Consider the following 22,873-nt stretch of genomic DNA (forward strand, 5'->3'; position numbering starts at 1 on the left):
TCTCTAGTTATATTGGCTTCAGAGTCCCAACAGACCTGCAAGAGTGCCGGACAGTTCCGACCAATTGCAGTTGATCTGCTGAGCATCGTTGCGCAGTGATTTTACTTGAATGCTTTGTTTAGCGGCCTCTTCGCCGCCCAGAATCAGGGCCACGCTGGCGCCGGAACGATCCGCACGCTTGAGCTGGGCCTGCAATTTACCACCGCCAGCGTGCAACACAATGCGCAGATTGGGCAGTTGATCACGTAGCTGCTCGGCCAGCTTGCGGGCTGCGCGCTCACCATCTTCGCCCAGCGTACAGAAATAGACGTGGGCAGCAGCGGTCGGCAGGTCAGCGCCCTGCGCCTTGAGCAACAGGATCAGGCGCTCAACACCGCTGGCAAAGCCCACAGCCGGGGTCGATGAACCGCCGAGCTGTTCGACCAGGCCGTCATAGCGGCCACCGGCGCAAACCGTGCCCTGCGAACCTAGCTGCTGGGTCGTCCATTCGAAAACGTCGCGGGTGTAGTAGTCGAGGCCGCGAACCAAGCGGTCGTTGACCACGAACGGAATTCCGATATCCGACAGGCCTTGCTGCAAACCGTCGAAGTGCGCACGCGAACCATCATCCAAGTGCTGCAGGATGCTGGGTGCGTCTTTAACGATTTCACGCGTCGTTGGCACTTTGGAATCCAGCACGCGCAGCGGATTGCTCAGCATGCGGCGCTTGGAATCAGCATCAAGGCTGGCTTCATGCTTCTGCAAGAACTCGACCAATGCTGCGCGATACGCGGCGCGGCTCTCGCTGCTGCCGAGTGAATTGATTTCGAGGGTCAGATCTTTAAGGCCGAGACGACGGAACAATCGTGCCGACAGCGCAATGATTTCGACGTCGACATCAGGCCCGGCGATGCCGTAAGCCTCAACGCCGAGCTGATAAAACTGGCGATAGCGACCTGCTTGAGGACGCTCGTGACGGAACATCGGGCCCGCGTACCAGAGGCGCTGCTGCTGGTTGTGCAACAAGCCGTGTTCAAGACCTGCGCGGACGCAGCTGGCCGTGCCTTCCGGACGCAGCGTCAGGCTCTGCCCTTCGCGATCATCGAAGGTGAACATTTCTTTTTCGACAACGTCGGTGGCTTCGCCAATCGAGCGTTTGAAAAGTTCGGTGTGCTCCAGCAACGGCATTTTGATTTCGCCGTAGCCATAGGCTGCGAAAACTTCTGCGGCTGTGTTGTGCAGGTATTGCCAGATGGCGTTGTCGGCGGGCAATACATCATTGAAGCCGCGGACCGATTGAAACAGATTAGCCATTCGCGGCTTCCTTGGCGGCTTTACGGGCCGCGAGTTTTTCGCGCACTAGCGCTTCAAGTCGATCGACCAAGTCTTCGTTCTTGAATTTATGTTGGATGCTGCCGTCGACGTAGATCGAGTTCGGGCGACCACCGGCCACGCCAATCGCAGCTTCGCGTGCTTCGCCTGGGCCGTTGACGACGCAGCCGATCACAGCGAGATCCAGCGGTTCATCAATTTCTTCAAAACGGCTTTCGAGTTCTGCAACGACTTTGACCACATCGAAGTTCTGACGTGAGCAGCTTGGGCACGCCACGAGATTGATGCCGCGATTGCGGATGTGCAGTGATTTGAGAATGTCCCAACCCACTTTCACTTCTTCAATCGGATCAGCCGCGAGTGAAATGCGGACCGTGTCGCCGATGCCATCAGCGAGCAACATGCCAAGGCCAATTGATGATTTCACTGCGCCAGAACGCAAACCACCCGCTTCGGTGATGCCGAGATGCAGCGGCTGATCAATCAACTTGGCGAGCTTGCGATAAGCCTCAACCGTCATGAAGATTTCGCTGGCCTTCAGCGAGACTTTGAAATCTTCGAAGTTGTGACGCTTTAGAATTTCGATATGGCGCAGCGCTGATTCCACCAACGCATCAGAATTCGGCTCGCCGTATTTTTCTTGCAGATCGGCTTCAAGCGAACCAGCGTTGACGCCGATGCGAATTGGAATGCCGTGATCACGTGCGCAAGCAACAACTTCGCTAACTTTTTTGTCGTTACCGATATTGCCCGGATTAATACGCAGGCAATCTGCACCTTGCTTGGCGGCTTCAAGACCAACACGGTAGTTGAAGTGAATGTCGGCAACGAGTGGAACGTAGCCCACTTCTTTTTTGATCAGACCAAACGCACGCGCCGCATCCATCGTCGGCACAGACACGCGGACAATATCGGCGCCCGCTTTAACTGCTGCACGAATCTGCGCGACGGTAGCCGCAACATCTTCGGTGTCAGTGTTGGTCATGGTCTGAATCGCGATCGGTGCATCACCGCCAACCGCAACGCGGCCGACGCGAATCTGGCGTGACTTACGCCGTTCGATCTTGTGGTGACTCTGCATCGCCATGGTCAATACACCTGTAGCCGCAAACCGCCGGCACTTCTAAATATTTTTTACAGACTCAGGGCGTGTTGGCGCCAGCCGAGAAGCGCGCCGTGTTGTTCTGAGCCGTGTACTTGGCCAGATCAATCAGCTTGCCGTTGAAATCAACGCTAACGCCAGGCGCATTGCCAAGGAAAACCGAGAATGGCGCATGGCCAGTCCAGCTCTGCTTTTCGCCAGCACGAACCAAACCGTTCACCAAAGTCTTGCCGGTTGCGTCTTCAACGCGCGCCCAAGAGGTGATGTTGAAACGCAGCGTCAGTGTGCCGGTGGTCATTGGACCCGTCGCAGCTGGAAGACCAGCAAGCGGCTTGGTCGTCGGCACCACAACGGTGGACACGCCCGTCGCAGCAGGTGCGAGCGGTGCTGCCACGACTGGAGCGATAGCTGGGGACTGCGTTGTTGCAGGCACGTCTGTTGCGCTTGTTGCTGGCACTGCAGATGGAGTCGCACCCGCCGCATCAGGCGTCGCAGCGGGATCTGTCGCCAAGGTCGTGACGTCTACAGGCACGGCTGCGGTCTTGTTCTCCACTGGCGTTTCAACGGCAGCAGGAAGTTCGGGAATCTGCGTCACTTCGCCGCGTGCAAACCAAATGATCGAGAGCACCACCACGCCAATGCCTGCGGCTGCAGACGCCAGCGCGAGTGGCAGACGGCTTCCCGATCCAAGTTCACTACCCGAAGCCAAACGCAGTTTGGCGGGCGCTTCTGGTGCACGTGGAGCAACCATCGCCTGATACGCATCAACCAAATCGCTCTCGGCAATGCCGAGAACCTTGGCGCACTTGCGGTAGTAGCCGCGAACGTAAACCGGCTCCATCAACACCTTGAAGTCGTCACGCTCTAGCGCATCCAAAGTGCCACGCGCCAACTTGATCATTGCCGAGAGCTCTTCGGTCGTCATGCGTGCGCGCTCGCGTGCGCGACGAATCAACTGACCGGGAGTAGCACGGCTAGATTCTGGGCTGGGAGAAGTCGGCGCGGTTTCCACGCCCTGCTGTTCTTGGGTCAATTCAGGAGTCATTGTTTATTAGGCTTGAGGTTTGCTGCTTGTTCCGATTCCGGGAACTCGCGTTTAAGACGGGATTCGTAATCTTGCGCAGTACTAATATCGCCGAGCTGGCGTTCATTCAACGATGCAATCCAAAGAACTTCAGGTGTTGCTTGTCCAGTCGCCAGATAACGCTGCAGGAATGCTCGGCAGCGTAGGTAGTCTTTCTTTTCGTAGGTCAGCGTTGCCATCTGACCAAGTGCGTCGCGGAACTGCGGTTTGACCTGCAAAGCTTCGCGGAAATATCTTTCGGCGGCTTCAAGATCTGGCTTGCGACGGACGCAAACGCCAGCGTTAGTCCATGCCACTTCAGGCGTCGTGTAGTTCTTGCTCGCTACCGCTTGTACGAAATAGCGCAGCGCTTCTGATTCTTTTCCATTGGCGCACAAAAACACGCCAAAGTTGTTGCGCAAGTTGCCGTCGTTATCATCCAAAGCAATTGCCTTGCGATAGTTTTTCTCGGCCGCCTCTTTCATGCCCTTAGCGCCATAAACGTAAGCGAGGGTGGAATAAGCTTGAGCCAGATCAGGGTCCTGCTTGATCGCACGCTTTAGCTTTTCAATCGCAACATCAAACTCATTTTTGCGCGCGTAGTCAGCGCCCAATTGCAGATTGATACGTGCCGCATCTTTAGCGCTGACGCCCTTCGGCAAATCGGCATCGCTGGCACAGGCCGCGAGCAAAGTCACTAACAGCAACGCAACAAAACGAATCTTCACTGCGTCACCACTGGAATACCGCTGAGTCGATTCTTTTGGCGTGATTGGACTTTGCCAACGAGCTGTCCACATGCGGCATCGATATCGTCACCGCGCGTTTTGCGCGTCGTGGTGACAATTTTCTTTTCGCGAAGAATGTCGGAGAACCGTTTAATCGCTTCAGGCTTGGAGCGTTTATAGCCGGCTTCTGGGAATGGATTAAACGGAATCAAATTTACTTTTGCTGCCATGCCTGCAAGCAACTTGGCGAGCTGACGCGCGTGCTCTGGGTGATCGTTCACACCATCGAGCATCACGTATTCAAAAACGATATGCGTCTTGCGGTCTTTGCCTTCGAGATAACGACGGCAAGCATCCATCAATTCTGCAATCGGATATTTCTTGTTGATCGGCACCAGCTTGTCGCGCAGTTCGTCGTTCGGCGCGTGCAGCGATACAGCGAGTGCGGTATCGCAATCCGCACGCAGACGATCGATGTACGGCACCAAGCCTGAAGTGCTGACGGTGACGCGACGCTTGGATAAACCAAAACCAAAGTCGTCCAACATGATGTGAATGGCTGGCAATACCGCAGCGGTATTCGCCAACGGTTCGCCCATGCCCATGAACACAACGTTGGAGATCACGCGCTCGTTCTGGAAATCACCGCCGAGTGTTTTGGCAGCAAACCAAACCTGCGCGACGATTTCCGCCGTGGTCATATTGCGATTGAGTCCCTGCTGGGCGGTGGAGCAAAACGAGCAGTCCATCGCGCAACCGACCTGCGAGCTGATACACAGCGTGCCGCGGTCGTCTTCTGGGATAAATACAGTTTCGATGGCGTTACCGCCGTCGAGGCGCAGCACCCATTTGCGGGTACCATCCTGGGAAACTTGTTCAGCCACCAACTCTGGATGTTTGATGACGAAGCGTTCTTTCATCTTCGTACGCAGATCTTTGCTGATGTTGGTCATCAGGTCGAAATCGTCAGCGGTGCGGCGGTAAATCCACTGCATAATCTGATCGGCACGAAAGGGCTTTTCACCCATCTCCGCAAAACACGCGCGCAGCTGTTCTCGGTCGAGACCGAAAAGATTCTGCGGCGTGTTTGCAGATTGCGTCATTCGCTTAGCGAGTGCGCGGGCAAAGCTCGGTCACGCGGAAGAAGTACGAAATTTCGTTCTTCGCGTTTTCCAGGCTGTCGGAACCGTGCACAGCGTTCTCGTCAATGCTTTCAGCAAAATCAGCACGAATCGTGCCTGGAGCTGCCTGCTTAGGGTTGGTTGCACCCATGATGTCGCGGTGAACTGCAACTGCGTTCTCGCCTTCCAGCACGGAAACCATGACTGGACCACTGATCATGAAGCTGACCAGATCTTTGAAGAAAGGACGCTCGCTGTGCACAGCGTAGAAGCCTTCAGCTTCTTTCTGCGTCAGGTGCTTCATGCGGGCAGCGACGATGCGCAGGCCAACGCTTTCAAAGCGCGAATAGATACCACCGATTGCATTCTTACCAACTGCGTCGGGCTTGATGATTGACAGGGTGCGTTCGACAGCCACAGCGGACTCCTAAAAAAACAAACGGACAAAGGTCCCAGAGGGACAAAGGAATAGAGAAAACAGGTAATTGTATTCGTTATTGCCGCAGTGCGGCAATTTTAGTGCTGTAACTAAACTGTAAAGCTCTCGCCGCAGCCGCATTCGCCTTTTACATTTGGGTGAGCATCGCGTTTGTGAAGCATTGCTTCACGCGAATGCGAACGGGCGGCCATGGATGGCCGTACAGGGACAAAGGGCCATGGACGGCTAAACAGTGAAACTTTCCCCACAACCGCACTCACCTTTCACATTGGGGTTTAGAAACTTGAAAGATTCGTTCAAGCCCTGTTTTTGAAAATCCAAGGTCAAGCCTTCCAACATAGGCAAATGGTCTGACTTAATAATCAGTTTTGCGCCATAACTATCAAAGACTTGGTCATCAGCAGTGATTTCGTCGGCATAGTCCATGGTGTAGGCATAGCCTGAGCAACCGGACTTTTTAACGCCTACGCGCAGGCCAAGGCCCTTGCCGCGCTGTTGCAGCTGTTTGCCGATGCGGGTTGCCGCGCTTTCTGTAAGGCTGATGCTCATGATTCAACTCGCTAAATCCGGTTTGCTAAACAGTGCCGCTAAGGCTTGGACAGCGTCCTCACCCATCAGTGCACAATGGGCCCGATCGTCTGGAATTTCAAGGGCCTGGCGGATTTTTGAGGCGGTTAGCTGGGCCCAATCGGCCGGCTTTTGACCTATCAGGCTGGCCGCCAGCCACTCGCCGACGGCAATCGCGGTTGGACAGCCATAGGCCCTAAAAGCCACCTCGGCCACCGCGCCCTCCCCTAATTTGACCTGCAAACGCAGCAGCGATTTGGCCGCCGGGCTGCCCGCTTCTGCGGTTAGCACGCCCTCACCGTTTAGCTCGCCAACATGGGTCGGTGCGCTAAAACGCTGCCAAATCGGCTCGGCGTAGCCGAAAGCATTGCCGCCGTTTCCGGCGATAGCGCTGCTCGCTGAATCTTTCGATTCTGGCGACAGCGAGCGCAACCAACTGACAGCTTCAATCACTCGAGCGGCCGCCAGCTCAATTTCTTGAGCGGTGGTGTTGCGGCCCAAAGAGAAGCGCAAAGATGATCCAGCTAATTCATCGTCGCGCCCCAAAGCACGTAAAACAAAAGACGGCTCGCGCGTCGCTGATGAACAGGCGGAACCACTGGAGACCGCCACATCACCCAACATCGCGCGCAGGCTTTCGCCTTCTGCGCCTTCGAAACTGACATTGAGAATATGCGGCGCACGCGACGCGTCTTCACCATTCAGATGAATGCGCGGCAACACTTGCAGGCGCTGCCAGAGATCATCACGCAGCGCAGTTAATCGCTGCGCGTCTTCAGTCATTGAGAGACCAGCCAAACGAAACGCTTCGCCGATGCCTGCGATTTGGTGCGTCGGCAACGTGCCAGAACGCATGCCCTGCTCGTGTCCACCGCCGTGAATCTGTGGCGCGAGTCGCGCACGTGGGCGCTTGCGCACGAACAATGCGCCGACACCTTTGGGTCCATAGAGCTTGTGTGCGGACACTGACAGCAAATCAATTGGCGTTTGCGCCAGATTGATCGACAGCTTTCCGACTGCTTGCACAGCGTCTACATGAAACAGAATGCCGCGCTCGCGCAACTGCGGCGCCAGCGTTTCCACTTCGTTGATCGTGCCGATTTCGTTGTTGACCCACATCAACGACACCAACGCAGTGTCCGGCGTTAGCGCCTGCAACACTTGCTCGGCAGTGATGCGGCCACTCGCGTCTGGCTTGAGATAGGTGACTCGTGCGCCTTGCGTTTCCAGATGACGACAGGTGTCGAGCACGGCTTTGTGTTCGATGCGCGAAGTGACGATGTGCGCGTTGCGTGCGCCGCGAAATTCCAGTGCGCCTTTGATCGCAAGGTTGTTGGATTCTGTTGCGCCAGAGGTCCAAACGATTTCTTCTGGCGTCGCGCCAATCAGCGCTGCGATTTCTGCACGAGCTTTTTCAACCGCGGCGCGAGCGCGTAAACCGTGCGTGTGTTCGGATGCAGGATTGCCGTAGCCTTCTTGCAGCCAAGGCAGCATCGCTTGCAGCACTTCAGTTGCAAGTGGTGTTGTAGCCGCATGATCTAAATAAATCATCGCGATTGCGCCACGGCTTTGAGTGCTGTTAAAAATTGCTCGACTTCGGCTTCCGTGTTGTCCTTGCCAAAGCTCACGCGGATCGCGCCCTTGGCAGTTTCATACGAGATGCCCATACCGAGAAGCACATGGCTCGGCTCGCCGTTTCCACTCGCACAGGCAGAGCCACTTGAGACCGCGATGCCTTTGCGATCGAGCTGCATCAGCAAGGCTTCGCCGTCGTAGCCATGCAGTGCAAATTGCAGTGTGTTGGGTAGACGCAATGACGCTGCGCCAAAAATTTCGATGCCGGAAATTTCTCGCAGGCTGGACTCTAGTTTTTCGCGCAAAGCCAAGGTTTGTGCAGTACGCGCAGCAAGTTCTGCGCCTGCGAGTTCTGCAGCAACGCCGAAGCCAACAATCGCTGCGACGTTTTCGGTGCCCCCACGTAAGCCACGTTCTTGCGCGCCGCCGTGATGCAGTGGTGTGATTTCAACTTCGTTGCTAACGATCAACGCGCCGATGCCCTTGGGGCCGTAAATTTTATGACTGGAGAGGCTCATTAAATCGCAGCCCATCTCAGAAAAATCAACCGGAATTTTTCCTGCGGCCTGCACTGCATCCACGTGCAACCACGCGCCCGCGCCATGCACGAGCGTTTTTGCGTCCCCCAAATCTTGGATCACGCCGGTTTCATTATTGGCGCGCATCAGCGCGACCAACTTCACTGGCGCGCAGCGCAACTGCGCAGCGAAAGCGTCCCACAGAATCACGCCGTCATGATCAACCGCGATCGGCTCCACGCCCCAACCGCGAGACTTGAGTGACTCCGCCGTTTCCATCACCGCCGGATGCTCGGTGATGCCATAGAGAACGCGTGATGGCGTGGCGAGATCCGTCACACCTTTGAGTGCGAGGTTGTTAGCTTCGGTGCCACCAGAAGTCCAAATGACTTCACTCGGCTGTGCGCCAATGAATGCGGCAATCTGCGCACGCGCGGTCTCAACCACGTCGCGCGCAGCGCGGCCGTAGCGATGCAGGCTTGATGCGTTGCCATAAGGGCCGCTGAGATAAGGCAGCATCGCTTCAAGCACGCGCGGATCAAGGCGCGTGGTGGCGTTATTGTCGAAGTAGACCGGCATGGCGCGAAGCTAACTCTTAGCCAGACTTGCCGCCGAATTCCCCACAATCCTCGGGCAGTTCGATTTTTTTGGTGCTGCCCATGGGCTCGATGAAAGTATCGGGACCCGCCTTGAGCGCATGGACTTCCGCTTGAAGCGCCTGCACATGTCCCAGCAACGCACGGATCGCATTAGCTACCGGATCTGGCATGTCTTTGGTGATGCCGTAAGCATCGAAACCATCGTGGTGAGCGGCGGCATCCGACTCGCTAATGATGCGCGCAGGAATGCCCACAGCCGTTGCACCTGGAGGCACAGCTTTGACCACGACGGCGTTGCTGCCGATACGTGCGCCCTCGCCGACGGTGAATCCGCCGAGCACTTTGGCACCGCCGCCAACAACGACGCCGTTGGCCAAGGTCGGATGACGTTTCACGCCTTTGGACAAGCTGGTACCACCCAAGGTCACGCCTTGGTAAATGGTGACGTCATCGCCGATTTCGGCCGTCTCACCAATCACCACACCCATACCGTGATCGATAAACAGGCGACGGCCAATCTGCGCGCCCGGATGGATTTCGATCCCTGTGAGCCCGCGCGCGATATGCGAGTTGAAGCGCGCCAGCCATTTGAGGCCGTGCGTCCAAAACCAATGGCTAACGCGATGGGCCGTGACCGCGTGTAGGCCCGGATAGCAGGTCAGCACTTCCCAGGTGGATCGCGCGGCGGGGTCGCGCTCCCTGATGGAGTGAATGTCTTCGCGGAGGCGGGAGAACATGGCTGACTTAAATCCTGACGGTAAATAGAAATAACAGACGCAGATTTTAGACCTTATGCGTCTTTGATGGGCTTTAAATCTTCTGACGGAGCGCCTCTTGGGCGCACCCGCGGCTTACTCGTCCTTGTTTGGCGCAGCTTTGGGAACGCGCTTGGTGCGAATTTTGGGCGACTCTACCGAGCTCAAGATGCCGCGCAGGATGCCCAACTCGTTCTTGTCCGGCTGCGCGCGGTTATAAAGCTGGCGCAGTCGGCGCATAAGGATGCGCGGATTCTCTGGCACTAAGAATCCGGTGGCGATCAGCACGCGTTCCATGTGCTGATAGAACATCTCCATATCCTCGTTACTCGGCAGCGAATACCAAGGGTGCTCGTGCTTGGAGGAGACTTTGGGGCCTTCTTGCAGCACGGCTTTACGCACTTCATAAGACATGACCTGCACCGCCTGCGACAGATTCAGCGAGCTGTAGCCAGGGTTGGTTGGAATGCGCACGGTGGCGTTGCAGCGTTCGATCTCTTCATTGGTCAGGCCAGTGCGTTCACAGCCAAATACCAAGGCCACGTTTTCACGCTGACCGAGTTCAGCAGCGCGCGCGGCGGCGTCCCAAGGCGTAAGTGGTTCGTCACCCAAATGACGTGGGCGCGCGGAGCTGCCGACGATCCAAGCGCAATCGGCGACAGCTTCTTCCATGGTCTCGACCACACGCGCGCTTTCGAGAATCTCGACCGCTCCGGCCGCCATGGCCGTGGCTTGCGAGTGCGGGTAGCGATCTGGCCGCACCAACACCAACTCCCGCAATCCCATATTGAGCATGGCGCGGGCTACCGAGCCGATGTTGCCCGGATGCTGGGTGCCGATCAGAACGACGCGGATTCGGGTAAAGAATTCGGCCGCAGGGTCAGCCCCAGAACGCGGAACAGGAGCCAAAATCGGGGCCGCGTCAGGCGCGGAAGGGGGAAGAATGTCAGTCATAGTGGTATTCTATGCGTTCGCTGTTCTCCGTTCTTTTCTAAAAGCTCATTCAAGCCGTCCATGGCACGAGTGCGCGGATCCCGAAAACACCCGCCCGACTTCGCTCGGCTGGGCAAACGGATACGCCCACGGTGCCGCTAAGGCATCGCAGGAATACCCTTACCCATGCATCCGCTGGTCAATATTGCTATTTCTGCCGCGCGTTCCGCCGGCAACCTCATCATGCGCAGCCAAGAGCGCGTCGAGCAGCTCCAAGTGGAGCGCAAAACCCGTAATGACTTCGTGACCCAGATCGACCGCGCTGCCGAGCGCGAGATCATTGGGCAGATTCAAAAAGCCTACCCGCATCACGCAATTCTGGCCGAAGAAAGCGGCCAGCAAGGCGACGACGAAGTCGTCTGGATCATTGATCCACTCGATGGCACCACCAACTTCCTACACCGATTCCCGCACTTTGCCGTATCAATCGGCATTCAAGTGCGTGGCCGTCTGGAACACGGCGTGATCTACGCGCCAAGCACACAAGACCTCTACTGCGCCTCGCGCGGTGCCGGCGCCACCCTCAACAATCGCAAGCTGCGCGTCAGTGCCTGCAAAGACATGGACGAAGCACTGATCGGCACCGGCGTGCCGCTCAATGCGGACAAGCTCGATACTTATTTGCCGATGATGCGCAATGTTGTTGCACAGACTTCCGGCGTACGCCGCGCTGGCGCAGCTTCACTCGACCTCGCCTATGTTGCAGCCGGTCGCCTCGATGGCTTCTGGGAACTCGGTCTCAAGCCTTGGGACGTTGCCGCGGGCATCGTGCTGGTGCAGGAAGCCGGCGGCGTGGTTAGTGAGATTTATGGCGGTAGCGATGTGCTGCAAACTGGGCACATCATGGCGGCCAACGCAAAGCTGCATCCACTACTGAATAAGTGTATTCACGGCGGAGAGTGAGGCTTCACTCTTTCAGCTAGTTCCAGTTGTTAAGGCGCCACCACATATTGCTTGGCCGATATCCATAATCACGGACGTCTATGACTAAAGGTCTGATTCTCGCTGGCGGTTCCGGTACTCGGCTTTATCCATTGACCCTGTCTGTCAGCAAGCAACTGATGCCGGTCTATGACAAGCCGATGATTTACTACCCGCTATCGGTACTGATGCTGGCCGGCATTCGGGACATTCTGCTAATCACCACCCCTCATGATCTCTCCAGCTTCCGTCATTTGTTGGGCGACGGTTCGCAATGGGGCTTGAACATCAGCTATGCCGAACAACCGAAACCTGACGGGCTGGCACAGGCTTTTATCATCGGCGAATCTTTCATCGGCAATGACTCTAGCTGTCTAGTACTGGGTGACAATATTTTTTATGGCCACGGACTCCGGCCGATCTTGCAGCAAGCAAGTAGCCGTAAATCTGGCGCCACAGTGTTTGGTTATTACGTCAGTGATCCGGGCCGTTATGGCGTAGTCAGCTTTGACCCTTCCGGCAAGGTGCTCGACATCGAAGAGAAACCACCCGTACCGCAATCTAACTACGCTGTCACTGGTTTATATTTTTACGATAAAGACGTCGTCTCTATCGCTAAATCCATCAAACCTTCAGCACGCGGCGAGCTTGAAATCACCGACATCAACAAGGCCTATCTTGCGCGCGGTGATCTCCAAGTAGAGCTTCTAGGTCGTGGCCACGCTTGGTTAGACACCGGCACGCATGAATCCTTGCTTGCCGCTGCACACTACATTCAAGTCATCCAAGAACGCCAAGGTTTACAGATTGCATGCCCAGAAGAAATCGCATTTCTGATGGGATATATCGATGCGGTCCAACTCGAAAAACTCGCACAGCCTATGCTCAAGAGTCGCTACGGCCTTTATCTGCTAAATCTACTCAAGGCATGACACATCAAGCGAAAAATATTCTGATCACTGGTGGAGCCGGCTTTATCGGCTGTAACTTTGTTCGGCATGTTTTACAGAATGACGCCAGCACCAAGATCATTAATCTAGATGCGCTGACCTACGCGGGATCTTTAGACAATCTTAGTAACCTTCCTGATCCCTCGCGCCATTTTTTTGTGCGTGGAGATATTTGTGATCGCAGACTGGTTGACCGCCTGCTCCGCGAACATCAGATTGATACCGTGGTGCACTTTGCTGCGGAGTCGCATGTTGATCGCTCAATCACCGGCCCAGGCGCTTTTGTACAAACCAATGTCGTCGGCACCTATACATTGCTGGAAGCTTGTCGCTTGTATTGGCAAGAAGAAATGAAATGGAACGCTGCTCAGTGCCGCTTCCATCATATTTCGACAGATGAGGTTTACGGCACATTAAGCGAAAGTGATCCAGCGTTTACTGAGAATGCTCCTTACGCACCTAACTCACCGTATTCGGCAAGCAAAGCAGCTTCAGATCATCTCGTTCGCGCCTATTTCCACACGTATCAATTGCCGGTTGTGACGACCAATTGCTCAAATAACTTTGGGCCACACCAACACGAAGAAAAATTCATCCCAACCATCATCCGCGCCTGCAAAGATCAGACGCCGATTCCAGTTTATGGGGATGGTCGCAATATTCGCGATTGGCTCTATGTGGATGATCATTGCGCTGGAATTCTCGCGGTATTGCACGGCGGGAGACTTGGCGAAACCTATAACATCGGCGGCAACAACGAACAGCGCAACATCGATATCGTAAAACTGATTTGTCGACTCATGGATCGGATCAAACCTGATGGCGCACCGCACGAGAAACTCATCAGCTTTGTCACAGATCGCCCCGGCCATGATTGGCGCTACGCCATCGACGCAAGCAAGCTGACCAAAGAACTAGGTTGGAACCGCGCAGAGCGATTCGAAGAAGAAATGCGCAGCACCATCAATTGGCTGCTTACCGCAGCCGAGAACGCTGAACTCTAAAAACAAAAACGCCGGATTAAATCCGGCGTTTTTGTTTGCGCACAGAAATCCCTGAACTTTAGGTTACTTCTGACTTGTACTTGTACGAGTAGTACCCGCCGTAACCGTATTTAGAAGCGCTTGCAGAAAGATCGTTGAAGATCACGCCATCGATACGGATGCCACTTTGATCCATACGGCGCTGCGAAATTTGAACATCCTGAATCGTGCTGAGTCCACCACGCACGACAAGGAAATTGACGCCCGTTAACTTGCCGATAGAAATGCTATCCGCAAGATTTAAAGTGGGCGGTGTATCAATGATCACAAAGTCAAAAAGCTTGGATGCTTGCTGCAACATGGCCTGGAAGTTGCCATGCGTCAACAACTCAGCAGGATTGGGGGGAATCTTGCCCGTTGAAAGAAATCTCATCCGGCCACCATCAAATGAATGCACAGCAGCCTCAAGCGTTGAATTGCCCGTGATCACTTCTGACAAACCAGGAGAGCGTGGCTTGCTGAGTGATTTGTGCACATGGCCCTTGCGCATATCAGCATCAATCAACAGCACTGTCTTTTCGGCATCCGACAACAAAAAGGCAAGGTTGGCTGCGACAAATGATTTGCCGATACCCGGTGTAGGGCCGTGAATAGCCACGATGTTGTTTTTGGCTTCTAGCAAGGCAAACTGCAAGCTGGTGCGCAAGCTTCTCAAACTTTCCACAGCAGGTTCTTGCGGAACTTCACGACACAAAAGCGGTGATGCCCCGCCTGTCAATACTTTGCGACGAATTGCGGCCTCAGTCTCACTATGGGGAATGGTGGCAAACACAGGCAAGCCCAACTGCACTTCGATTGCCTCTGGTGTTTCTAAAGCTCGTCGCAAAGCAACTTTAATAAAGATGGAGCCAATGCCTGCAAAAATTGCGATGAGAAAAGTCAAGGCAAGCACGATGGCGCCTTGGGGTTTATCTTTTCTCCAAGGCTGCACGGCAGCATCAACAATGCGCGCGTTGCCCACGGTGCCAGCCTTTGCCACTTTATATTCTTGTGCTTTGTTTAGCAGTTGAACATAAAGATCGTTAGCTACCTGCACATCTCGTGTTAAACGGATGGTTTCTAATTCTGTTTGTGGCAGCCCTTTGAGCTGTCCTTCAATCTCACCCTTAGTCGCCTCTAGCTGGCTCAACTGCTGCTGCAGCGCCTGAACTGGAGGGCTAGCATCGGTAAAACGTAGCTTCATCTCACTACGTTGCAACCTCAGATTAGATATCTGCATTTCAACAGCAGTGGCTTGATCAAGAATTGCTTTACCAGCAACGCTCAGATCAACTGCTGCACCTTTTTGAGATCTAAAGGCCTGTAAAGCCGCTTCAGCGGTCGTCAGCTGTCGGCGCAAATCAGGCAATTGCTGATCTAAAAACTGCAAAGACTTGCTGGCTTGCTCAGAGTGGATTTCAACATTTTGTCGGGTATAGCTGTTCATCACCCCGTTCAAAATATTGGTAATGCGAACAGGATCCTCCCCCAACATTGAAAGCCCAATGATCCCTGTTTGCTTACCCTTTTCTGCAATGCTGAGGTTGCCCTGCAGAGCAGCCACAACTGCGTCAGTGCGGTAGCTTGTAACGACGAACTCAGTGTCGGGAGATGCCGTTAACGCGCGAACAAAAATCGAAACTTGGCCTCCCGCAAAATTGGCAGCTGCTGCTTGGCCTACGCGTCCGCTCAGTATTTTCTGCCCATCCGGGCCTTCAAGCGTATAGGCCCCTGCTGCCCCCGCACGGAGAATCATCGAAGTGGATTTGGCTCCGTGAAAGCTCGCCGGAACTTCTAAGCGACTCACGTCAATCTGCTCATCACCCCATGCGTAGCCACCGCCGATAGCACTGAACACTTCACCTAGGCCACGACGAACGAGAGCATCACCCCATAAAGGGAAACGATGCGGCTCAGCCTCAACCGTCAAATTGAGCTGCTCTACAACAGGCAGGATCACCGAACGCGAAAGCATGACTTGGATTTCTGCACCAGCTTCCGTGTTTGAATTGGAGCCTAGCGCTGTACTGATATCTTGCAAGCCTGGAATCGGCAATTGTTGCTGCTCAATCTGCACCAGCGCATCCGCCTTATAAATAGGCGTTGCAACAAATAAATAAAACACGCCGATAAACAGTACGGAGGCAGCAACCACCACACCTAAAAGATAGTGCTGGCGAACGGTGTCCAAAATTTGACGGAGATCGATCTCTCCATCCTGCATCGCGGCACTAATGGATCGGGCGTGCGTATCGTTAGTCATTATTTTCTCAAGATGCAGTCATTGCTGATTCTTTCAGCATCAAAGCGTCATCAATACTGGCGACCACTACCTCGTGGCATTGATCAAAATACCGGTCTGAAGCAATGCGGAAATAGAGGGGATAATTAGCGCCGCAGTACGGCTGTAGCTAACCAACGGTGCGGCCGAGGCAAAAACGACGTCACGTGGTTGCAGTTGGAACTGATCCGCTACCAACAATGCATCTGCAGATTTTACGTTGAGATGGAAAATATCGGGCTGCGCCACTGCCTGAACAGCGGATCCGTTTTTACTTTCGCCAGTTGTAAATCCACCACGAAAAACGTAGATATTTTCCGCATTGGCAGTTTGCTGATTCAGGCCGCCAATGTCTCTGTCATTCAATGCGTCCGCCAAGCTCAGGCCACTAGCAGGAATATAAATTGCTGCTTGCCGATTAACTTCGCCCACGACAAAAACACGGTTCTGACGATTATCCTTGAGATAGATCGTGTCGCCTCCCAATAAAGGCTGAGAACTTAAGGGATCTTGCCCCTTATAAATGGCAAAGAGATCGACATTTCGGCGCACTTCTCCACGACGAAATTCGATATCACGATGGGCATAAAGCGAGTTGTCATTAGCGCCCGCAGAAGCTGCACGAGTAACTTTGCATTGACTCATCGCATCGACAACCGTTATCGGCGTGTCGCTGATTGGCAATTTGCACGGCTGATCAATATCGCCAACGATATTTACAAACTGGCTTCGATACTGCAAAACCTTAATATCAACTTGAGGGTTCTGAACAGAACGCGCGAGCTTCTGCGTTAAAAGCTCTCTAATTTCTGTTGTAGTTTTATCAGCAACTAGCACATCGCCCGCGTAAGGAAAGTAGATCGTGCCATCTGGTCGCACGACGCGACCAGAGCTATCGACATTCATTGTCGTACCGGCGGGATTGGTCAGCTCGGGATGATCCCAAACAATGACGCTTAGAATGTCGCTAACGCCAACGCGATAAACCCAAGAACGTTGAGCATAAGTAGTGGGCACCACCGCCCCCAATTTAGCTTGATGCTTTTGAAAGGCATCCTGAGCCAATTGCAAAGTCAGGCTGGGCGTAATTTCTTTAATTTGAACATCTGCACCAGACTGGTTGCCCTGCTCCTTCCAGACCGAGCTGCCGCCTTCGCGGTATTGCAGCCCAGGCAGCGCGCAACCACTGATTACACTGGCAGACAGGCCAATCAATATTATTCGTGCAGCATTCATAAGATTTCCCCAAACATGGCAGGCCACGTGCCCCAAAAAGCCACTTTTAAAGTGATCAGAAGCGGGCTGTTTTTAAACTTTAGTTATTACACATGATTGTAAAACATTTTCACGCATGCTTAATCAGATTAGTTTTTAAATGCACGCCGTATGCATCTGTCATTGCGCAAATCCATATATGAGAGTCAGAATGACTAATCATTATTTTGCAACTATCTGAATAGTCAATGATTTTACAGAAATTTAAGATCCGATTAAATGCTCAATAAATTATCATGCATATAATTTTTAATATGTGACAAGGCAACAGATGGGGTATTCGCCCCACAGTCAAGAGGATTGGGCTCCAAAATCATTCGGCTACCTGCCCCATCACAGGGGCATCGCACTAAAACTCAGCCAACGACTTCCAGCAAGCCATGCTGCTTCAGATTTTTAACCGCATCTAATAATTCCCACATTGGACAGTCGATAGTTTCAGCAATTGAAAGCAAATCCCGGCTGCCATCACAGTACGCAAGCATATGCATCATGTTCGCAACTGCTGCAGCTGACCCACGACTTGAGATTGTGGGATAGAGGCCGCGCTTGCCAAGCTGGGGCTCGCAAAGAACCGTTACCTTGAGCGTCTCATTGTTTTCCAGACAGGTCAGACACAATTGCAGTGCGTTCAAGGCACCGGCAAGCCCTGTCGGCGAAATCAGATCGAGATTGTCGAGGGAGGTGTGGTACTCAGGATATTGTCCATACTTGGATCGCATCACTGAGCAGACTGGCAAATCAACGCCAGGGGCGTTGTATTGCCGTTCATCGCTACCACGATCCAGATAGGTATACGAAATAAAATCCGGGGCAATGTGCTTGAGGACATGTTTGGCTGCTTTGTCAGCCACGGTCTTTCCATTGCGAGTTGGAAGAAATGAATAGCAGCGATCATCACCCACGCAAGAAACATTGAAGCCTGCGATGGTTACCGGCTTCATGGCCGCAAGATTCTTGCTGAGATAAGTAATAGAGCCAATAGTCTCTGGAATAAAAACAATGCGATACGAATAGCGTCGCTTGGTTTGCGTCAACCATTTCGCCAACCACGCTGTAACCACCGGCCCTGATAACTCGTTGTTCCCCATTGAAGGGTGACAAACATAGCTGGAAACCAATATTTCCTGCTTACTCTCACCGGGAAGCAACAGTTCAGCGTAAGTGAGGGAGCCAGCCTCCAGGGAGCTGTCAATTACCGCGCGATATTGGCCAGGCTTTAATCCTTCACGCTGCCGGTGCGTCAAGCAAAAACCCCATCGCCGCTTGTAGTAGGAAGTGACATAAGGAATTGCGTCGGGCTGATCTGGCAATGAATACAAATGTTCCTGCAATTCATCCAGTGAAAGCTCAATATCTACCGGCTCTGAATATCCAACCACATGAAGATTGTGATCAGCAAAATCAACAACAACTTGACCATCAGGCCCAAGCAGACGCGCGCTGCGAATATTCCACTCCTCAGGAACCGTCCAATCAAATACTTGCGTTCCCGAAGGCACCTCATGGAGTCTCAACCCTGGCAACTGCGCGCCGAGGGCAGCCAGGGTTTGCCGCACTCCATCTCCAGTGATACTGCGGCAGATTGGAAACAAGTCCCTGGCCAGTTGATACATCTCATTGCCGGAGTCTTTTGCAGAAGAAAAATTATTCATTGGCTTTTCCAGCGTTGATTTTACTTCTGCACAATGCATCAAGGTCAGAGAATCGCTTGAGCAGGGCCATTTCCGAAGAAGCAAAATGAATCTTCAGCGATGATTCAATTGCCAGCAACAATTCAAGATGCTTGAGCGAGTCCCAACCTGGTGTCACACCCAAAGCTGCATTTCCGACATCATAGTCGGCTGGAAGACGTAAAATTTCACGCACTATCGAATCAATAGACCCTTGCAATTCTTTTTGCTCTGCTTTGACAGATGCGCCCACATTTCCGGATGACACCTTCACCGCCATTACTGCCGCAGCAGTTGCATGAAAACCAACCCGCCCTCGCACAATCTTTCCTGGTTCGATAATCACCGTATTCTCTGAAACTTCACGGTCTCGCAAGACATCCAGCAAAGCCACGGCAACTTCCTGGGGCAAAAGCATGGCCTGATCGCCTCGAAAATCCTTTGAGAATTCCGTCAGCACCATGTCAGGCAAGATATTGAGCCCACGCACTCCATAGTTGGAAAAACTCCGGTCCATGCCATTTATCAAGTTGACTGCCATGCTTTTCGCACCAGAATAGGCTTCCCATCCGGGCAACGATACTTCGATGGACTTTGATCCAATGAACGCAACAGTCCCACTTTGTCTCGACAAAAACACCGGGGTTACGGCGCTGATAATTTCCTTTAGTGCGGAGAAATTTACAGAAATCAAATCTTCAACCGACGCCGTAACGCCCGGTGAAGCCGCATGCACGACCAGATCGAGAGCAGGAATTTTGCTCAACTCAGTGGCCAACTTCTCGCGGCCTTTCGCATTGGTCAAATCAGCATCGATGAACCGTACTTGCGCGTTTATTCGAGATAAATCCGCGATTAGTTGATCGCGATTAGCTGATACCCCGCGATCATGAATGAAAATTTGCCAACCTTCCTTTGCAAGGGACCAGGCGATCGCCCTGCCGATTTCACCGCTGCCCCCTGTAATAACAACCGATCTGCCGGTTGTGCTTCTTTGTATAGCCAGCGCGGATGGTGTGTGCCACTCCGCAACGCGCGCTTGAACTCGCAGGCGAGAATCAATCAATACCTGATTCCCGCGCAGAGCCAAAATCCGGATTGTCAAAATCCTGTGGCTCGCATTGATAGCTTCAATGCGAGCCGAGTAGCAAATGGCTTCACCAAAGAAAATCGGGTGAGGTGCTCGCACCTCTTGTCCAAGAATCAGTGATGGTTCACCTGGGAAAATCATCCCGGCAATCATGGATAAAGGCAAAAGAGTTAATTGGAGTGGCGCTATGGTTTTGCCAAATTCCGTATCGCGAGCGTAATCCTGATCATAATGAAGCGGATTTTCATCGCCGCTTAACGTCCTAAAAAACTCTGCATCCTCGCAAGTAAAAACTCTTTCAAAAGAGACATAGTCTCCAACCTTAAAAGAATCGATCGAGAATGATAGGGGATGATTATTTTTCATTTAGGTAGGCCCTGCACTCTGTTCAGTAAATCGATCAACAACCGTCAGCCACGAAGGAAAATTCGCCGAGCCATTTGCTGCCGATATCCATTCACCTTCAATTTGTCCTCGTTCAAAACCAGCATCAAGGAATACACTTCGAACGGGTGTATTTCTCTCGGTCTCGATAATCAAACCTTTCAAGGTTTCCCAGCCGCGTTTAGCTGAACGCGCAATAGCCCATTGCAGCACAGCCGTCTCAAGGCCTCGGCCCAGAACGCGACAAGACAAGAGATAGCTATCTACAAATCCGCATTTATCATGTTCCGAGTCTCGCTGCAGGATGAGCAAGCCAATATTTTCAAACTCGTTGAACCGATCTTCCGATCCTAGAACAACGACGTCACCACCATCAGCAACAATCTTGCAAAGATTACTTTGGTCATGGCGCCGCGTAGTAGTATTGAACTGATTTGTTTTTTGGCATAACTGCGCAGCCCGGGCCATGTTTCCATCGTTTAAACCTTGGAAATAAAGCTTGAGCCCCAAGCTTTCGTAGAAATCATTAAGATTGGCCGATGATGACTTGTGCTGATTGAGTGCTTGCCTTTTCTTGTAACTCTGCACTCTCTTCATATCTTCAGCAGTCACGCTAGCCGCTGATAGCCAGGGCGAAGTCAACAGAGCCTGCACATACATTGCAGGATCAACAGGAAGATCCAGTATCTTGACCTCCGGTAAATTGCGCCGCACGCCCTCGCGCTCTACTGGATTGTCATCAACAAACAAGACTGAACCCAATCCAATATTCAATTCTTCGCAAATCTGGCTTATGCCTATCCATTTTGGCTGCCAATTAATACGATGGGCAAGCAAATTTTCAGATCGAATTTGCATCGCCGGCAAGGCGTCGATGGCTTTAAGCGCAAGATCCTCATCATTCTTGCTGCAAACTGCGAGGCCAATTCCACGCTCCGAAAGACATTTCAAACTACGTTGGAAGGCCAAGAAGGCGTTACCTGGATAATCGCCACCAATATGGACCCCTGCAAAGCCATCCTCACCTAGCACCCCACCCCACAAGGTATTATCCAGATCGAGGACGATGAGCCTTGCAGATTTACCCAGTATCGTATTGATCAGTCCCAACCATCGCTTCGCGAGTTGCGAGGCGAAACGCTCTGAAAATGGGAAACGGCCGAGATACCAGAGTCTAGTATCTGTAACTGGCCCGACGCTGCATGCGGCCTCAGCCGCAATATCGACCCAAAGCACTTGCGCCAGCCCAGCTAGACGTTGCCCAAGGCGCGCATTCAACTGACTAATCAGGTCTGCGGCCATGCGGCCATCACTTTCTGCCGCCAGATACCCCAGAACTGCAAAGCGGTGCACGACTATCCAGTTACCGTTGGACTGATGGTAAGCGGAAATAAGCTCAGCATATTGGTCTACCAATTGGCCAAGCATATCGTGAGACATGCCATCCAAAGTCGGCTGCCCAGCCAAATCTTCTACACGGTCACAGAAAAATGAAACCTGTGGTTTGAATCCATGAAGTGGAGATTCAGTGTCCAGCAAGCTTTGCCTCAGTTGACCGTAGGGCACGGCATAGATTTCGACGTTCCGGTCAAGAAGAAATTTCTTGCAATCAGAAGCCAGGGCCGTCTCCAGCATATGAACATTGGAACTACCTAGCAGCGCGATGCGTACCACCGGCTGACGAAGCATCTGCGAAGAATTAGCCAGGGCGTGAACAACGTCTGCACGATTTGTAACAAACGCATAAGGGTCAGCGGCAACCATGGAAGTGCAGACCCTGGCAAGATCAAAGGCGCTAACAGCTTCCACGCGACCACGCCATAGCACACCCGACCGCACTGCCCCTTCTTCTCTCAATCGCCCGATAGCGGGCATAAAGTCATTAATTGGATTGGCTTCCAATTTCCTGACGAACATATCAGCCGACACACTGCGCTCGCCATGACCATCTCCAAGGTCCGCTCGGCCTGAAAAAGTTTTGAAATACCGATATGGCACCTTGGCCATTTCTTCATAACGATGAAACTGGGTGCAATATTCCCAACCACATCCAAGCATGACAATGACTGCGTCCTCGCTCTCAAAAAGCGCAAACGGCGAATCGTCGCCAAAGGTAGTAGAGGCCGCACATGCGCCAATTCTTTGGGCTGCGGGCCCCGCAACAGTAAAAGAATAAATAGGATGAGGAGTGCGTATAGCCGTTGGATTAGCCTTCAAAAGCCAATCGGCGAGCACTCCAACCTCTGATGGACTGTCCTGACATTGATACGGGCGCCCGCCACAAAAACTGAAAGTGAACGCGGGCAAGGCGATTGTCCATCCTTCCTTGATCAGGCATTCCAAACCATAGAGGAATTCCCAGCACTCAAAGCTGGCAGGCGGCGCCAGACTGGCAATAGACGAATGAATAACCGCTACACGCGGCGTCCCACTCAGCACGCTCCGCAATGCATCTAATATTTGTTGGCGCATACCGTTCCTTAATTACATCTCGAAGCACAATGCC

19 protein-coding genes and 1 pseudogene are annotated in these 22,873 nt (G+C 53.1%); 3 read left to right on the top strand and 17 right to left on the bottom strand.

What is annotated here, in order from left to right; genetic code table 11:
- Nucleotides 1–18 precede the first annotated feature (18 nt).
- The 12 genes and pseudogenes from hisS to CJD38_RS06820 all read right to left on the bottom strand — a co-directional run bounded on the left by hisS (nucleotide 19) and on the right by CJD38_RS06820 (nucleotide 10,732).
- On the bottom strand, nucleotides 19–1,293 hold the full coding sequence (gene hisS / locus CJD38_RS06770) for a histidine--tRNA ligase (protein WP_107939537.1): 1,275 nt from the start codon (nucleotides 1,291–1,293) through the stop codon (nucleotides 19–21).
- Nucleotides 1,286–2,392, bottom strand: coding sequence for a flavodoxin-dependent (E)-4-hydroxy-3-methylbut-2-enyl-diphosphate synthase (gene ispG, locus CJD38_RS06775; protein WP_107939735.1), 1,107 nt, complete (start codon nucleotides 2,390–2,392; stop codon nucleotides 1,286–1,288). Before ispG ends, hisS begins: the two co-directional genes overlap by 8 nt.
- A gap of 61 nt (nucleotides 2,393–2,453) precedes the next feature.
- On the bottom strand, nucleotides 2,454–3,458 hold the full coding sequence (locus CJD38_RS06780) for a RodZ domain-containing protein (protein WP_107939538.1): 1,005 nt from the start codon (nucleotides 3,456–3,458) through the stop codon (nucleotides 2,454–2,456).
- On the bottom strand, nucleotides 3,455–4,204 hold the full coding sequence (gene pilW / locus CJD38_RS06785; protein ID WP_161554179.1) for a type IV pilus biogenesis/stability protein PilW: 750 nt from the start codon (nucleotides 4,202–4,204) through the stop codon (nucleotides 3,455–3,457). The genes CJD38_RS06780 and pilW overlap by 4 nt, the downstream gene beginning before the upstream one ends.
- Nucleotides 4,201–5,307, bottom strand: a complete 1,107-nt coding sequence (gene rlmN / locus CJD38_RS06790; protein ID WP_107939540.1) for a dual-specificity RNA methyltransferase RlmN — start codon at nucleotides 5,305–5,307, stop codon at nucleotides 4,201–4,203. The genes pilW and rlmN overlap by 4 nt, the downstream gene beginning before the upstream one ends.
- Before the next feature lie 4 nt (nucleotides 5,308–5,311).
- Nucleotides 5,312–5,743: a nucleoside-diphosphate kinase gene (ndk, locus tag CJD38_RS06795; protein WP_107939541.1), complete on the bottom strand. Its 432-nt coding sequence runs from the start codon at nucleotides 5,741–5,743 to the stop codon at nucleotides 5,312–5,314.
- A gap of 246 nt (nucleotides 5,744–5,989) precedes the next feature.
- A complete protein-coding gene (locus tag CJD38_RS06800) occupies nucleotides 5,990–6,313 on the bottom strand; it encodes a HesB/IscA family protein (RefSeq protein WP_107939542.1) in 324 nt (107 codons plus the stop codon).
- A gap of 3 nt (nucleotides 6,314–6,316) precedes the next feature.
- Nucleotides 6,317–6,763, bottom strand: coding sequence for an iron-sulfur cluster assembly scaffold protein (locus CJD38_RS18825; protein WP_301331373.1), 447 nt, complete (start codon nucleotides 6,761–6,763; stop codon nucleotides 6,317–6,319).
- Nucleotides 6,746–7,882, bottom strand: a pseudogene (locus CJD38_RS06805) (cysteine desulfurase family protein); the annotation flags it as partial. The pseudogene CJD38_RS06805 and the gene CJD38_RS18825, both read right to left, overlap by 18 nt.
- Entirely contained in the window at nucleotides 7,879–9,003 is a 1,125-nt protein-coding gene (locus tag CJD38_RS06810) for a cysteine desulfurase family protein (RefSeq protein WP_107939544.1), read from the bottom strand. The gene CJD38_RS06810 and the pseudogene CJD38_RS06805, both read right to left, overlap by 4 nt.
- A 16-nt stretch (nucleotides 9,004–9,019) precedes the next feature.
- The gene (gene cysE / locus CJD38_RS06815) at nucleotides 9,020–9,760 is read right to left on the bottom strand and encodes a serine O-acetyltransferase (RefSeq protein ID WP_107939545.1); all 741 of its coding nucleotides are present in this window, start codon (nucleotides 9,758–9,760) and stop codon (nucleotides 9,020–9,022) included.
- A 114-nt stretch (nucleotides 9,761–9,874) separates the two neighbouring features.
- Entirely contained in the window at nucleotides 9,875–10,732 is an 858-nt protein-coding gene (locus CJD38_RS06820; protein ID WP_107939546.1) for an RNA methyltransferase, read from the bottom strand.
- A gap of 165 nt (nucleotides 10,733–10,897) precedes the next feature.
- Here CJD38_RS06820 and CJD38_RS06825 point away from each other — a divergent pair, with 165 nt between their 5' ends.
- The 3 genes from CJD38_RS06825 to rfbB all read left to right on the top strand — a co-directional run bounded on the left by CJD38_RS06825 (nucleotide 10,898) and on the right by rfbB (nucleotide 13,646).
- The gene (locus tag CJD38_RS06825) at nucleotides 10,898–11,674 is read left to right on the top strand and encodes an inositol monophosphatase family protein (protein WP_107939547.1); all 777 of its coding nucleotides are present in this window, start codon (nucleotides 10,898–10,900) and stop codon (nucleotides 11,672–11,674) included.
- Nucleotides 11,675–11,754: 80 nt separating this feature from the next.
- Entirely contained in the window at nucleotides 11,755–12,624 is an 870-nt protein-coding gene (gene rfbA / locus CJD38_RS06830; protein WP_107939548.1) for a glucose-1-phosphate thymidylyltransferase RfbA, read from the top strand.
- A complete protein-coding gene (gene rfbB / locus CJD38_RS06835; RefSeq protein ID WP_107939549.1) occupies nucleotides 12,621–13,646 on the top strand; it encodes a dTDP-glucose 4,6-dehydratase in 1,026 nt (341 codons plus the stop codon). The genes rfbA and rfbB overlap by 4 nt, the downstream gene beginning before the upstream one ends.
- Before the next feature lie 58 nt (nucleotides 13,647–13,704).
- Here rfbB and CJD38_RS06840 read toward each other — a convergent pair whose 3' ends face one another.
- The 5 genes from CJD38_RS06840 to CJD38_RS06860 all read right to left on the bottom strand — a co-directional run bounded on the left by CJD38_RS06840 (nucleotide 13,705) and on the right by CJD38_RS06860 (nucleotide 22,839).
- The gene (locus CJD38_RS06840) at nucleotides 13,705–15,927 is read right to left on the bottom strand and encodes a polysaccharide biosynthesis tyrosine autokinase (RefSeq protein WP_107939550.1); all 2,223 of its coding nucleotides are present in this window, start codon (nucleotides 15,925–15,927) and stop codon (nucleotides 13,705–13,707) included.
- Between the two features lie 66 nt (nucleotides 15,928–15,993).
- On the bottom strand, nucleotides 15,994–17,181 hold the full coding sequence (locus CJD38_RS06845) for a polysaccharide biosynthesis/export family protein (RefSeq protein WP_107939551.1): 1,188 nt from the start codon (nucleotides 17,179–17,181) through the stop codon (nucleotides 15,994–15,996).
- Between the two features lie 395 nt (nucleotides 17,182–17,576).
- On the bottom strand, nucleotides 17,577–18,875 hold the full coding sequence (locus tag CJD38_RS06850) for a DUF4910 domain-containing protein (RefSeq protein ID WP_107939552.1): 1,299 nt from the start codon (nucleotides 18,873–18,875) through the stop codon (nucleotides 17,577–17,579).
- Nucleotides 18,868–20,349: an SDR family NAD(P)-dependent oxidoreductase gene (locus tag CJD38_RS06855; RefSeq protein ID WP_107939553.1), complete on the bottom strand. Its 1,482-nt coding sequence runs from the start codon at nucleotides 20,347–20,349 to the stop codon at nucleotides 18,868–18,870. The genes CJD38_RS06850 and CJD38_RS06855 overlap by 8 nt, the downstream gene beginning before the upstream one ends.
- Nucleotides 20,350–22,839, bottom strand: coding sequence for an HAD-IIIC family phosphatase (locus CJD38_RS06860; RefSeq protein ID WP_107939554.1), 2,490 nt, complete (start codon nucleotides 22,837–22,839; stop codon nucleotides 20,350–20,352). It lies immediately after the preceding gene.
- Nucleotides 22,840–22,873: the final 34 nt, after the last annotated feature.

This window comes from Stenotrophobium rhamnosiphilum (genome assembly GCF_003052265.1).
In the GTDB taxonomy this organism is placed as follows: Bacteria; Pseudomonadota; Gammaproteobacteria; order Nevskiales; family Nevskiaceae; genus Stenotrophobium; species Stenotrophobium rhamnosiphilum.